This is a genomic window from Parasphingorhabdus sp., assembly GCF_059726685.1.
The window spans coordinates 2,939,053-2,952,046 of the sequence record NZ_AP041068.1 but is presented as its reverse complement, the minus strand read 5'-3'; the positions used below and the strand labels follow the sequence as shown (position 1 = coordinate 2,952,046).

11 protein-coding genes are annotated in these 12,994 nt (G+C 53.0%); 8 read left to right on the top strand and 3 right to left on the bottom strand.

Translation table 11 applies throughout. The features are described 5' to 3' along the window. Nucleotides 1-11 precede the first annotated feature (11 nt). The 3 genes from AC6I9Z_RS14585 to AC6I9Z_RS14575 are packed head-to-tail and all read right to left on the bottom strand — an operon-like array spanning nucleotide 12 to nucleotide 2,322. Nucleotides 12-137 carry an entericidin A/B family lipoprotein gene (locus AC6I9Z_RS14585; protein ID WP_108810735.1) on the bottom strand — a complete coding sequence of 42 codons (126 nt, stop codon included), beginning with the start codon at nucleotides 135-137 and terminating at the stop codon, nucleotides 12-14. Nucleotides 138-191: 54 nt separating this feature from the next. After that, on the bottom strand, nucleotides 192-1,595 hold the full coding sequence (locus AC6I9Z_RS14580) for a TonB-dependent receptor (protein ID WP_497811008.1): 1,404 nt from the start codon (nucleotides 1,593-1,595) through the stop codon (nucleotides 192-194). Further along, complete coding sequence (locus AC6I9Z_RS14575; protein WP_497811007.1) at nucleotides 1,582-2,322, bottom strand: TonB-dependent receptor plug domain-containing protein; 741 nt, start codon at nucleotides 2,320-2,322, stop codon at nucleotides 1,582-1,584. Before AC6I9Z_RS14575 ends, AC6I9Z_RS14580 begins: the two co-directional genes overlap by 14 nt. Nucleotides 2,323-2,460: 138 nt before the next feature. On the opposite strand from AC6I9Z_RS14575, the gene AC6I9Z_RS14570 reads away from it, so the two are divergent. The 8 genes from AC6I9Z_RS14570 (at nucleotide 2,461) to AC6I9Z_RS14535 (ending at nucleotide 12,970) form a co-directional block, all read left to right on the top strand. Further along, nucleotides 2,461-2,922, top strand: a complete 462-nt coding sequence (locus AC6I9Z_RS14570; RefSeq protein WP_461456501.1) for a VOC family protein — start codon at nucleotides 2,461-2,463, stop codon at nucleotides 2,920-2,922. 53 nt (nucleotides 2,923-2,975) lie between these two features. Continuing rightward, nucleotides 2,976-4,166 carry a formate-dependent phosphoribosylglycinamide formyltransferase gene (gene purT, locus AC6I9Z_RS14565; protein WP_461456499.1) on the top strand — a complete coding sequence of 397 codons (1,191 nt, stop codon included), beginning with the start codon at nucleotides 2,976-2,978 and terminating at the stop codon, nucleotides 4,164-4,166. Nucleotides 4,167-4,307: 141 nt separating this feature from the next. Beyond that, a complete protein-coding gene (locus AC6I9Z_RS14560; RefSeq protein ID WP_461456498.1) occupies nucleotides 4,308-5,075 on the top strand; it encodes a hypothetical protein in 768 nt (255 codons plus the stop codon). A gap of 1 nt (nucleotide 5,076) precedes the next feature. Further along, entirely contained in the window at nucleotides 5,077-5,883 is an 807-nt protein-coding gene (locus tag AC6I9Z_RS14555; RefSeq protein ID WP_461456496.1) for a hypothetical protein, read from the top strand. 2 nt (nucleotides 5,884-5,885) lie between these two features. Then, nucleotides 5,886-8,609, top strand: a complete 2,724-nt coding sequence (locus tag AC6I9Z_RS14550; protein WP_461456494.1) for an alpha/beta hydrolase family protein — start codon at nucleotides 5,886-5,888, stop codon at nucleotides 8,607-8,609. Between the two features lie 186 nt (nucleotides 8,610-8,795). Next, entirely contained in the window at nucleotides 8,796-9,497 is a 702-nt protein-coding gene (locus tag AC6I9Z_RS14545; RefSeq protein WP_461456492.1) for a glutathione S-transferase family protein, read from the top strand. A 175-nt stretch (nucleotides 9,498-9,672) separates the two neighbouring features. After that, entirely contained in the window at nucleotides 9,673-11,913 is a 2,241-nt protein-coding gene (locus AC6I9Z_RS14540; protein ID WP_461456490.1) for a M3 family metallopeptidase, read from the top strand. Between the two features lie 148 nt (nucleotides 11,914-12,061). Further along, on the top strand, nucleotides 12,062-12,970 hold the full coding sequence (locus AC6I9Z_RS14535; RefSeq protein ID WP_461456488.1) for a haloalkane dehalogenase: 909 nt from the start codon (nucleotides 12,062-12,064) through the stop codon (nucleotides 12,968-12,970). Nucleotides 12,971-12,994: the final 24 nt, after the last annotated feature.

The following is a 12,994-nucleotide window of genomic DNA, read 5'->3' as shown; positions in this document are numbered from 1 at the left end:
GATGATATGGATTAATCGATCGCCCGTTCGCCAGCCCGGCCAACGGATTTGATATCGTCCCCAACACCTTGCACAGTGTTGCAGGCGCCCAGCAAGAGTGCCGATGAGAGGGCAATAGAAGCGATTATTTTGCGCATAAGGTAACTCCCGATCCTGCGTTTTCAGCAGGATCAGGAGTATCCCGATTCCGGCTAAAAACTAAATTTCGCGCTGATACGAATATCACGACCCGCCAGCGGTACAAAATCTTTCGTGAACGAGGCATGACGACGCGCATTCACATCAAAGATATTATTGGCGGATGCGAGTAACGTTACACCGCCATCTTTGCCCAAAGGCCGCCATGCAGCGGAGGCATTGACCATCGTGAAACTGTCGGTTGGTGTTTCAAAGGTCGAAACGCGATTTTGGCTGTCTGACCATTCCAGTTCTGCCCGCAGATCGAGAGAGTCGCTCTGGGCTCCAATTCCGCCGAGCAGCCGCAAAGGCGGGATCCGTGGAACGGGGCCGCCGCCATCCTTGATTTTCGCGCGGACATAGTCGGCAACCCCGTCGGTGACGAAAGCAAATCCGCCTGCACGGGCGACAACGAAGGATGCGGAGGCTTCAAAGCCGTAATAGGTCGCATCTTCTTGAAAGAATTGGAAAACTGGCAAACCATCTTCTTCTGCACCGGTTTCCGTTTCAAAGATATAATCATCAAAACTGTTGGCATAAACGGTTGCGCTGAGCTGGATATCTTCGGAATTCCAGCGGGCATAAAGCTCTCCACCCCAGCTTTTTTCAGTGGTGAAATTGGGGTTACCAATTTCAAACGCCTGCGTGGCAATGTGCGGGCCATCGGACAGCAGTTCTTCCGCCGATGGTGCACGTTCCGAGCGGGAGAGATTGACGCCCAGTCTCAGACCATTGTCTTCAGGGGCATAGGCAAAGCCCAATGCGCCAGAGAAGCTGTCGAAACTGCGATCAAAATTGACAATGCTGGACTCGATATCGGTATGATCGAACCGGGCTGCTGCCTCGACCTCGAAATTGCCGAGATCAATTTCCTGCACGGTAAACAAGGCCCAGCTTTCGATACTATTTTTGGGCACGAAGGCTTCGGCGCCAATGGCGTTGAAATCGCGCACCAAAAGCTGCGTGCCGATTACACCGCGCCAGCCATTGCGTTCATTCTGAACCAATTCCGCACGGGCTTCGATGCCTTCTACCTCAAAGACGGTACCGATTTCATCGCCTTCAAATTCGGTATGTTCATAGTCGGAGTAGCCGGCGCGCAGATTCAGTGATTCAAAGAAACCATCGCCCAGATTAACCCCGGCACGGAGATCAACACGGATCTGTTCGAGGCCGATGGTCACTGGACCTTCTTCTTCCTCTTCTTCATCGCCGTCATCATCCCCGTCTTCATGGGCATGTTCCGCGCCGGGGCGGGAGGGAACGCCATAGTCTGTGTCATAATAGCTGACGGAGAAGCCGATATTGCCGCCTTCTGTAATATAGGCAAGGCCGGTAGAGGCATTGATGGTTTCGCTAGCGGTGTTGAACACCGTTCCCCGCTGATCGGCGGTTTCAGCCAATTCAGCGGCTTCCATCAAGATTACCCTCTTCCGTCTCCTCAGCTACTTGCTCCAGCACTTCGCTGCGCAGTTCCGGAGCCAGAACAAAGCCGGAGATGTCTAGGTCATCGGTATTGCGGTAGCTGCCGTTAATATGGAAAACCAGAGAGTCGGTCAGCGGCACGTCCAGAGATCCACCGACGCTCCAGTCATCGGCCGCGCTGCCAAAGCCGCCGACGGCATCGAGGTGAAAGGCTTCATCAGGGACATCACGGGGGATTCGCTTGTCGATGACGTTGACCGCGCCGCCGATTGCGTCGCCACCAAACAGCAGCACCGCCGGTCCGCGGAGCACTTCAACACTCTGAGCGGTCAGCGGATCAATGGTCACCGCATGGTCGACCGAGGTATTGGAAGCATCCAGCGTGCCGATACCATCGGTGAGCACCCGGACCCGCGGCCCTTGAAAGCCGCGCAGGACTGGCCGAGAGGAGCCGGGGGCAAAGCTGGTTGATGAAACACCAGGTAATTTGGTCAGACTGTCACCAATCTGGCCGCGCAAATCCTGGGTCAACTGATCACCGGTCAACACGGATGTCCCCGCCAATACGTCAATCCGGTCGACATAGGGCGCAGTTACAACAATGGCATCGTCATTGTGAAAATCATCACCGGTTTCCGTCTGTTGAGCAGACTGGGCGAATGCCGGGGAAGCAGGCAATAATATAATAGCGGCGGAAGTCAGAAACTTGTGATGGGACACGGATTACTCTTCTCTAATTTTGGGAACTGGTGATGACGCAGTTAGAATAAATGATATGATATATCAATTCTAAAAGGGCGAATTCGCAAAAGTGATGTAAATTTGTTACATTATGACTTTCTAGTGAGGAGAGGAAATATGACCCAATGGAAAGAAGACGGCTATCATAGCGTCACCGCTTACCTGACCGTCGATGATGCGGCGGCGGCAATCGATTTTTACAAAGCGGCCTTTGGCGCCGAGGAAGTGATGCGCATGCCGATGGGCGACAAGATCGGTCATGCGGATATTTTGGTCGGCGATAGCCACATCATGCTGGCCGACGAGTTCCCCGATATGGACAAGCTTGGTCCCAAGGCGAGGGGCGGCGCCACCAGCAGCCTGATGATCTACGTCGAAAATGCTGATGCCGCTTTTGACCAGGCGGTTGCGGCGGGTGCGACTGCAATCCGACCGGTAGAAGATCAGTTTTACGGTGATCGTTCCGGTTGGGTGAAAGACCCGTTCGGCCATGAATGGACCTTGTCCACGCATATTGAAGATGTCAGTCCGGAAGAAATGAACCGCCGAATGACGGAGATGATGGCCGAGGGCGCTTGAAAGCATTCAACTACCGGATGACGAATAAATATTTCTAGTTTAGGTTATCTTTCATGACCTTCACTAAAAAAATCCTGTTGCTCGGCTCGGGTGAACTGGGCCGCGAATTCGTTATCTCGGCAAAGCGCCTCGGTGCTTATGTAATTGCCTGCGATGCCTATGCCGCTGCGCCGGCGATGCAGGTTGCTGATGCGCATGAAGTATTTTCCATGCTCGACGGTGACAAGTTGCGCGCCGCGATTGCAAAGCATCAGCCTGATCTGATCGTTCCAGAGGTTGAGGCCATTCGCACGGAAATTCTCGCTGAGGTGGAGGCGGACGGTTTCAATGTTGTGCCATCTGCTCGCGCGACGCAGCTGACCATGAATCGCGATGCCATTCGCGATGTCGCCGCACAAGAATTAGGTCTGAGGACTTCACGCTATCATTATGCCGAAAGCTTTGCCGAAGTGCGGGCCGCAGCCGATGATATCGGCCTGCCGCTGGTTATCAAGCCGGTGATGTCCTCCTCCGGAAAAGGGCAGAGCAAAGTTGACAGCGCCGATGCACTGGAAGCTGCTTGGAATTACGCTGTGGACAATATGCGCGGCGACCGGGCGCGGGTGATTGTCGAGCAATTTATCGACTTTGACTATGAAATCACCCTGCTCACCATCCGTACACGGGACGGCATCCTGTTCTGTCCGCCCATCGGTCATCGCCAGGAACGCGGCGATTATCAGGAAAGCTGGCAACCGGCGGCGATGACGGACGATGCGCTTGCAACTGCACAAGATATGGCGCGCAAGGTCGTCGATAATCTCGCCGGAGACGGAAAGGGATGGGGCCTGTTCGGCGTCGAGTTTTTTGTTACCAAAGAAGGCGAAGTGATTTTCTCCGAACTCAGTCCGCGCCCCCATGATACCGGAATGGTCACTTTGATTGGCCAGAACTTGAGCGAGTTCGACCTCCACGCCCGTGCCATCATGGGTCTGCCAATCCCGCATATAGCCCTGACCGCGCCTGCGAGCGCCAGTGCGGTGATTTTGGCGGATAGAGACAGCGAAAACTTCGCCTATGCCGGCGTTGATGATGCCCTGGCCATGGGCAGTGAGGGCGCCGAGGTGGATGTGCGCCTTTTCGGGAAACCGCTGACACGGCCCTATCGGCGGATGGCCGTTGCGCTGGCAACTGGAGCAGACAGCGATGCGGCGAGGGTATTGGCGAAACAGGCGGCGGATGCCGTAAAAATAGACTACCATTAGGTTTTTTGATCAAATAGAACTCTACTTCGAATATTAATATAGTAAAATTTTTGTTAAATCATTTATTTGACAAAACGGGACTCACTATTGTGTTTATTATAATATTGATGGATGATCATCATATATAATGAGCGGGTGACCATGAAAAACCAGCGTCGTTTCATTCTGAAATCCTTTGGTGCAGCATTGGTCTTTGCCCTTGCTGGCTGCAACCCCTTATCGGGCGGCAAGCGTTACCCCGATTATCGCTATCGACTGACGGTCACCGTTGATACGCCGGAGGGGTTGCGGAGCGGATCAAGTGTGATCCAGGTGGAGACCTTTGTGGCCGGACCCAATTCCATACCGCAACCGAACAAACTCTCGACCCGGGTCCGGGGTGAAGCCGTGACGGTCGACCTGGGTGAGCGCGGTGTTTTATTTGCGCTGCTGCGTTCGGAAAGATCGGTTGGTTGGGCATCCGGTGTTTTGAAGTCAGTTGTCGAACCGGTTCGATATGAGGAGATTAGCGACGAAATCAAACGAACCAACCGCAGTCCCAGATTTGATATCATGATGGAGCGGACACTGGCTTTGACCGGCAGGCACGAAATTCCACGCTATTATCCAAACGGGGCGAAGCGGCCCGGTACGGACGAGCCGGCAAGCTATTATCCGATGATGGTGCGCTTTGATGATCTGGATGATCCCATGACTATGGAGAAGGTGGATAATCAAAACCTGGCGACCTCCTTCGGTGAGGGCGTAACACTGAAACGCATCTCGGTGGAACGAACCGAGGAACCGATCACCCGGACCATAGATGAGCGATTGAAGTGGCTTAACAATCTGGAAGACTATCAGGAGGTGAAAACCAACCCTTTCACAAGCACGCTACCCGATGGGATCGGTTACTTGAGGAGAAGGTAAAATGACCATGAACAACCAGCGTCGTTTCATTCTGACATCCCTTGGTGCGGCATTTGTCTTTGCTCTTGCTGGCTGCAACCCTTTTTCGGGCGGCAAGCGGTATCCCGATTATCGCTATCGACTGACGGTAACGGTCGATACGCCGGAGGGACTCCGGAGCGGATCGAGTGTGATCCAAGTGGAGACCTTTGTGGCCGGACCCAATTCCATACCACAACCCAACAAGCTTTCGACCCGGGTGCGAGGCGAAGCCGTGACGGTCGATCTGGGGGAACGGGGCGTTTTATTTGCGCTGCTGCGGTCGGAAACGTCGGTCGATTGGGCGGGTTATGTTCTGATGTCGGCAACCCAGCCGGTTCGGTTTGAAGAGGTTCGAGAAGAAGTTAGAAGAACAAATCAAGACCCTAGTTTCGATATAAGTATGGATCGGACCTTGGCCTTGACTGGCAGGCATGAGATTCCACGCTACTATACAAACGGGACAAAGCGGCCCGGTACGGACGAGCCGGCAAGCTATTATCCGATGATGGTGCGTTTTGATGATCTGGATGACCCGACGACCATTGTGAAGGTGGATAATCAAAACCTGGCGACCTCATTCGGTGAGGGCGTGATGCTGAGACGCATCTCCGTAGAACGAACTGAGGATCCGGTGACCAGAAGTCTCGGCGATCGACTCGCATGGCTGAAGGATCTCAACGGTGCGATTACCAAACCACAGCGTGACCCAGAGACGGGTCGCCTACTACCGAGAGCTCAAGGACCATTCAGTGGTAGAATAACCGATGGAGACTTTACAAGGAGATAGCAATGCAACAGCCTGGCAGCCTTATGAATTCGAATGTTTTTCGCGCCATTCTTGCGATGGACTCCTATAATCGGGGCTATGATGCCCAACTAAATGATGTCGAGGGCGATGCCATTGGGACCGCTGTAATACAGACGGATAGTACCGACCAATTTGGTCTTGATATCACAAGTTCAGTGGGTTTCTATGCGATATCCTATAGCTGGAATGATCAAAACGTGATTTCCTATCGGGGTACCAATCCAGATTTTAGCGGTACTGAAGAGGACTTCTTTAATAGTCCCGGAGCGGCGGATGTCTTTAATGGCTGGACAGTGGGTGCCGGTTTTCCCGGCGGCGGGCAGGCGCAGCTGGCAATTGAATTTTACAAGGCTGTAGCTGGTGTTTCCACGCCTTATTATCTAATTGAACCGCATGACAATGCGACGATGCTGGTCGGACATTCCCTGGGCGGGGGGTTAGCCGGATTTGTCGGTTCGCTGTCGGGTGAGTTGAATTATGGCTACGACCATATGCCATTTGGTCTTGCGGCCTATGCCCAGGCTTTTTCCGACAGTATTCAGGCGGTGACGGCCGATGAGGCACTGTTGGCAGATCTGGTCGATATTCTGACAGACGGTAATTTCACCTTCAACACCCTGCTGGAAAATGGGCAGGCCATTGGCGACTTTTTTGACCAGGTGATGCAGCATTTTAACCTCCGCACACCGCTATATGATTTTCAAGGCACCAGTGTTGAAGGCGAAGTGTTGCAACATATTCGGGACGGCAGCCTTCAGGTTGCTATCGCAGGGGTATCCGGTTCGTTGTTAACAATGTTGGGCGGGGGACCGGCTCTAGGAACAATTTTGTCCGGGCTTGGTCTTTATCTCGGTTATGAAACCGCGGAATATGAACAGTTGCCGGGCATGACGCAGAACCAGATATCGGTTCATGGCGCTGATCTTTCGATCATGCAAAGGCACAGTATGTCGCTTTTGACGACATTATTATTTGGCGAAGAACAATGGTATCAGGAAGACAATTCCAGAGTGGCTGGTCAATGGGAAGCTGCGGCAAAAAATATTCTGCCAGCTCTGTTTGACCAAGAAATTGGCCTTGGCATAGGGCGACTTAAAAACGGGGTTGAGGGGGGCACAGGCGAGGCTGACCCTGCCGGTCAAATGGCCACTGCGATCGCTTATTCGGCGATTAATGAAGGCACTTTGGTCTTTGGTGATACCGGCATACGGGCTCTTTTCGATGATATGAGTAATCTGGGGCAGACTTTTGGTGGCGGTTCGGGTGGAGGTGGCGGCCCCCGGAGTGTCAGCGGAACAGCACCAACGTCTCTCGTCGATGCTGCTGATAATGTCGGTCGTGTCATTGTGGAATTTGCCGGTTTGCTTGCTGTCAACCACGTCACACAGGCCAATTTGGGCACGGCGACGGCCGGTATTCTGGAATATCATGACATAAACGTTAGCAGCGCGGCGACCCTGACGATCGACTTCAGGCCGGCTACCTGGGACGCAGTTGATGCAGCCCACAATATCGTGACCAAGGGCGATCTGGTGCAGGGATTCCTCAACGACGGATCCCTGGGTGGCAATCTTTTTCAGGTGGTGAGTGACTGGTATGGTTCCTTTGCCGGTGACCTTCTCGACGACATCACCAGTATATCGATAGCGCAAAGCGCGGGAGCGGCTTTGGCGCAGTTGTCAGGTGGCGGCCTGGCGCTTCAGATATTGTCGGATACCCAAAACACCCTTGAGTTTTCCGCCGAATCTGAATTTGTTGTCGGTGCCTTTAGTGCTGATCATCTGACGACATTGGGCGGCAATGATATTCTGATCGGGGGTAGAGGGGATGATGAGTTATTCGGCGGGGACGGGCAGGATTTTATATACGGCGGCGGCGACAGTGATCAGCTTTATGGCGGTAATGGAGCAGATACGCTTTATAGTGGCGACCGTGAAAGTGGCAGTGCCAATGCAATGGACGAGCTGTATGGCGGAAATGATGATGATCTCCTGATATTCAATTTTGGCGGTGGTCTGGCCGCAGGAGGTGCTGGTGATGATATCATCGATGCACGGACAGAAATTGGAGGTGTGAGCGTTCAGTATCATATGGGGGACGGCAGTGACTCGTTGCTCTGGAACTATGATTTCGAGCTCTCATCGCTTGATTTTTCAAATTACAATCTGCTGGATCTGGATGCCAGGGGAGATGTCAGTATTAATTTCGCCGATATTTCTGGCGATCAAATCTATTTCGACTGGAATGTGCAAACCATGGATCAGCTGGATGGTGCTGACGACGTCGTCAACAAGCTCTTTCAAGGCAATATGAGCATCTTCATGCAGGATGGCACAAAGATAATGGACATCGGAAATGTGATCGGCAGCGAGCAAACGTCGGGCTTCTTTAACGATGTCGGTTATAGCCTTATGAACATGCCGCAGATAAATTTTGCGGATGGAGAATTCAGCACGGGCGAGGCCAATGTCTACATTGGCGGCAATGTGGCTGATTTCAGAGTAATTGCTGCCGAGCCCCTTGTTCAAAACCAGCAGGCTTCTGAGTGGCATGGGAGCGAATTCGCAAATTTTGATATGGAGCAGCAAATCGATCGCCGATTGGCGGCAATGGTCCAGAATATGGCTTCATTCGGAGTTGCAGGACGAGAAGGGCCGTTTTTAAGGGAAAGGACCTTTGATCAACAGTTCGAGTATTTTGCTTGAATCTGCATGTGGCTACCCCGCTTCATTGAGATTTAATATCAGTTGATGATGTTCTGGCTCTTTACTGCATTTGAGCTTGGTCATTCATGACAAGCTCAAATGCAGCAATAGTCAAAATCATCCTTGACATCCTGCCGCTTCGGACGCTCATGGGGCGCTATAACAAACAATGGAGAGCCCCAAAAAATGACCGCCGAAATTGTCCTATACGGATCCCCTCTGTCCCCATTCCAACGCAAGACGGAGGCGATACTCGCGCTCAAGGGGCTCGACTATGATTGTGTGGCGATCAATATCATGGCGATGCCCGACTGGTATCTTGAGATCAGCCCGCTGGCCCGGATTCCGGCCTTGCGCGACATGTCTATTGGCACCGAGGGAACGGCTGGTACCATTGCGGACAGCTCCGCCATGTGCGGTTATCTGGAAAAGAAATGTCCGCAGCCCGCCGCTTATCCCGATGATCCTTTCCTATATGGTCGCGCTTTATGGCTGGAGGAATATGCCGACAGTGTGCTGGCGATGAACGGCGGCGGTGGCGTGTTCCGGCCGATTATTTTTTCCGCCATGTCGGGTAAGGAACCCGATCTGGAAACCGCGCGCAAGACATGGAATGAGAAGTTGCCGCCGCTTTGGGACTATCTCGAAGGGGAGCTGGACGGCGGAAAATATTTTCTTGGGGATCAACTCTCCATCGCCGATATTTCTATCGCTGCGCAATTGATGCAGACCGATTTGATTGCCGGACCACCCGATGCCGGTAAATGGCCCAGCTTGGTTGCGTTTCTGGAGGCGATGAATGCGCATGAGGTTTTTCAGCGCAATCTGAGCGCTTGCCAAAAAATGTTGGCGAAGATGGTTCCGGAGAAATTTGATCTGGCAGCCTAGTGGACAGTTGTCGTCGTTCATCGACGGCTAAGTGCCTTTCGTCTAAAACATGATTTCAAACGCAACCTTTTTGCCTTTGGTGCACGGTTATTATATTGGGGTATCTAGAGTAAGAAGGCGTGGCGTATTTTGTCCTGAACGGGGCGAAATAACCCGTCTATTGGAGAGACATATTATGCGATTTTCAGTTTCCAGCCGCAAATTTTTTCTGGGCGTATCGACTGCGGCCTTGCTTGGTCTGGGTGGTAGCCCCGCCCTGGCAGCGCAAACGACTGCAGAACTCAACAGGATGAGCGCCAATGGAAATAGTGGCATGAAAAAAACGTCTGATGATGCAGCCGAAAATACAATTCTGCAGGAATGGACCGGGCCATATGATGGCGTGCCGCCATGGGATGAGGTGAAGGTTTCCGACTTCCCCGGCGCATTCCAGGCGCTGATGGATGAGGGCAAGAAGGAGGCCGACGCCATCTTGGCCAAGCCTGAACCAGCGACATTCGACAATTTCATGGTGCCCTGGGAACTGGCCGGTTCAAAGGCCAACGAAGTGTTCGCACTTTGGGGTGTGCATTCCAGCAATCTCTCCAATGAAGAAGTCCGCAAGGTTCAAGGCGAGTGGTTGCCGAAGATTTCGGCCTTTTACAATGAGATTCAACTCGACCCGCGTCTCTTCCAGAAGACTAAGCAAGTCTATGACAATCTTGAAACCTCCGGTCTGGACGCGCAGCAGAAGCGACTGGTCACGCGGCAGTATGAATCGCTGGTCCGCAATGGCGCGGAACTGCAAGGCGAAGACAAGAAAGAGCTGATCCGCCTAAATACCGAATTGTCCAAGGCGTTTAATGAATTTTCGAACAAGGTCCTCGCGGATGAGGAAACCTATATTTACCTGACTGATGAGGCGGAGCTGGCAGGACTTCCTGACAGCTTCATTGCTTCCATCAAGGCCGCAGCCGAAGCGCAAGAAAAGGAAGGCTGGGCGTTGAAGAACACCCGTTCGGTGATGCAGCCCTTCCTGCAAAACTCGACCCGACGCGATCTCCGCGAGAAAGTCTATATGGCCTATATCAATCGTGGCGATAATGGTGACGCCAACGACACCAATATGACAATTGCCAAGGTCCTGAAGCTACGCGCTGAACGGGCCAAGCTGCTGGGTTTTGAAAGCCATGCTCACTATCGGATGGCCGACACCATGGCGCAGACTCCGGAAACCGCGATGGACTTGATGATGAAAGTCTGGCCAGCTGCAGTCGGTCGAGTGAAGGAAGAAGTGGCGGACATGCAGGCAGTTGCCGATGCCGAGGCTGCGGGCATCACCATTGAGCCTTGGGATTACCGTTTTTACGCAGAGAAGGTTCGCAAAGCGAAATATGATCTCGATGAAGCGGAGATCAAACCTTATTTCAAGCTCGACAACATGGTCGATGCAATGTTTGAAATGGCGAACAAACTCTACGGCATGACCTTCACCGAAAATACTGGCTCGGTGCCAGTCTTCGAGCCGCAAGTGCGCACCTTCGAAGTGAAGCGCGGCGACCGGGTTATCGGGTTGTTCTATCTCGACAATTTCGCACGAGAGGGTAAACGCTCCGGCGCCTGGATGACAACCTATCGCAGCCAGTATGAACTGGGCGGCCAGAACCGCTATATTTTTGCCTCGAACAACAACAATTTTGTTCCGGGCGGCGAAGGGAAGCCGACGCTGATCAGCCTCGACGATGCGTCGACGCTGTTCCACGAGTTCGGTCATGCGCTGCACTATTTCAATTATGATATCACCTATCCGGGCTTTGGCGGCACGCCGCGCGATTTCGTGGAGTATCCCAGCCAGGTTCATGAGAACTGGCTGTTGACCCGGCATATTCTCGACAATTATGCGAAGCATGTCGAAACCGGCGAGCCGATGCCGCAGGCACTGGTCGACAAGATCGAAAAGTCGAAAACTTTCAACGAAGGCTTTGCAACGGTGGAATATCTGTCCAGTGCGATCGTCGACATGAAACTGCATAATCGTGCGGAACCGGTCACTGATCCCGACGCGTTCGAGCGGGAAACGCTGGCTGAGATTGGCATGCCACGAGAGATTGTCATGCGCCATCGTCTGCCGCAGTTTAATCACCTGTTCTCGTCTGACGCTTATTCTGCTGGCTATTACAGCTATCTCTGGTCGGAAACCATGGACGCGGACACTTGGGCTGCGTTTGAAGAAGCGGGCAACGTCTGGGATCCTGAAGTGGCCGAGCGTTATCGCTCGATCATTTTGGCGACGGGCAATGAAACGGATCGTAAGGAAGCGTATCGCAAATTCCGCGGCCGTGACCCTGAGGTCAAATATATCCTCAAGAAACGCGGCTTCCCGGTTCCTGGTGAAACGGCCAGCGCCGACGGCGGAGAGACTGTCGGTAACGACTAAATCGCATAGCCTTCAGTTAAAGATTGCAGCGCGCCGGTCCGAAAGGGCTGGCGCGTTATTCTTGTCCGTCGGTGCATCGCTGCGCCCTTGACGTTGCTGCACGTGCCTGACAAGTTTCCGATCAAAACTTATGAGAGGATTTCAAATCATGACAATCAACGCTGTCCGTACCCCCGACGAACGTTTTGTCGATATTCCCGACTTTGATTATCCGGTTCATTATGCGGAGGATTTGCCGGGCTATGAAGGGTTACGTGCAGCCTGGATTGATGAAGGTGCCAAAGATGCTGATCGCAGTTTCCTGTGTCTGCATGGAGAGCCGAGCTGGTCCTTTCTCTATCGCCGGATGATCCCGGTTTTTCTTGAAAGTGGTGCCAGGGTCGTTGCACCCGATTTCTTTGGTTTCGGTCGTTCTGACAAGCCGACAGAGTTGGACGACTATACGTTTGATTTTCACCGGAATCATATCCTCGCGTTGGTCGAGCGGTTGGACCTCAAGAATATCACATTGGTGGTACAGGATTGGGGTGGGTTGATCGGTCTTACCCTTCCGGTCGACGATGCGTTCAAAGCGCGATTGTCGCGTCTGATTGTCATGAATACCGGGCTTGGGTTGGGCCGCACACCGGGAGATGGCTTCAACGCCTGGAAAGAATTTGCGCTAAATACGCCAGAGTTTAAAACCGGCCAAATTATCGCCAGCGGCACGCCGCATCTCACGGAACAGGAAATCGCGGCCTATGATGCTCCATTTCCCGATCCCACTTATCAGGCCGGTGCACGCAAGTTCCCAGCGCTCGTGCCGGTTTCGCCGGACATGGATGGTGTCGAGGTTAGCACTCAAGCCGCTGTTTTCTGGAAAGACGAATGGCAAGGCGACAGCTTCATGGCGATTGGCGATGCCGATCCTGTGCTGGGCCCGCCGGCGATGCTGAAGTTGCAAAAACTGATTAACGGTTGCCCCGACCCAATGATGATCGAAGGCGGCGGCCATTTCGTGCAAGAATGGGGAGAACCGATTGCCCAGTCTGCACTGGAGACTTTTGGCGATATCTAGTCAACTACCGGCGATCCTGATACA

What these genes read in the sequence shown, in the direction of transcription:
- AC6I9Z_RS14585 (WP_108810735.1), bottom strand. Translation starts at nt 137, where the DNA reads ATGCGCAAAATAATCGCTTCTATTGCCCTCTCATCGGCACTCTTGCTG.
- AC6I9Z_RS14560 (WP_461456498.1), top strand. Translation starts at nt 4,308, where the DNA reads ATGAAAAACCAGCGTCGTTTCATTCTGAAATCCTTTGGTGCAGCATTG.
- purT (WP_461456499.1), top strand. Translation starts at nt 2,976, where the DNA reads ATGACCTTCACTAAAAAAATCCTGTTGCTCGGCTCGGGTGAACTGGGC.
- AC6I9Z_RS14580 (WP_497811008.1), bottom strand. Translation starts at nt 1,595, where the DNA reads ATGGAAGCCGCTGAATTGGCTGAAACCGCCGATCAGCGGGGAACGGTG.
- AC6I9Z_RS14540 (WP_461456490.1), top strand. Translation starts at nt 9,673, where the DNA reads ATGCGATTTTCAGTTTCCAGCCGCAAATTTTTTCTGGGCGTATCGACT.
- AC6I9Z_RS14555 (WP_461456496.1), top strand. Translation starts at nt 5,077, where the DNA reads ATGACCATGAACAACCAGCGTCGTTTCATTCTGACATCCCTTGGTGCG.
- AC6I9Z_RS14570 (WP_461456501.1), top strand. Translation starts at nt 2,461, where the DNA reads ATGACCCAATGGAAAGAAGACGGCTATCATAGCGTCACCGCTTACCTG.
- AC6I9Z_RS14550 (WP_461456494.1), top strand. Translation starts at nt 5,886, where the DNA reads ATGCAACAGCCTGGCAGCCTTATGAATTCGAATGTTTTTCGCGCCATT.
- AC6I9Z_RS14535 (WP_461456488.1), top strand. Translation starts at nt 12,062, where the DNA reads ATGACAATCAACGCTGTCCGTACCCCCGACGAACGTTTTGTCGATATT.
- AC6I9Z_RS14545 (WP_461456492.1), top strand. Translation starts at nt 8,796, where the DNA reads ATGACCGCCGAAATTGTCCTATACGGATCCCCTCTGTCCCCATTCCAA.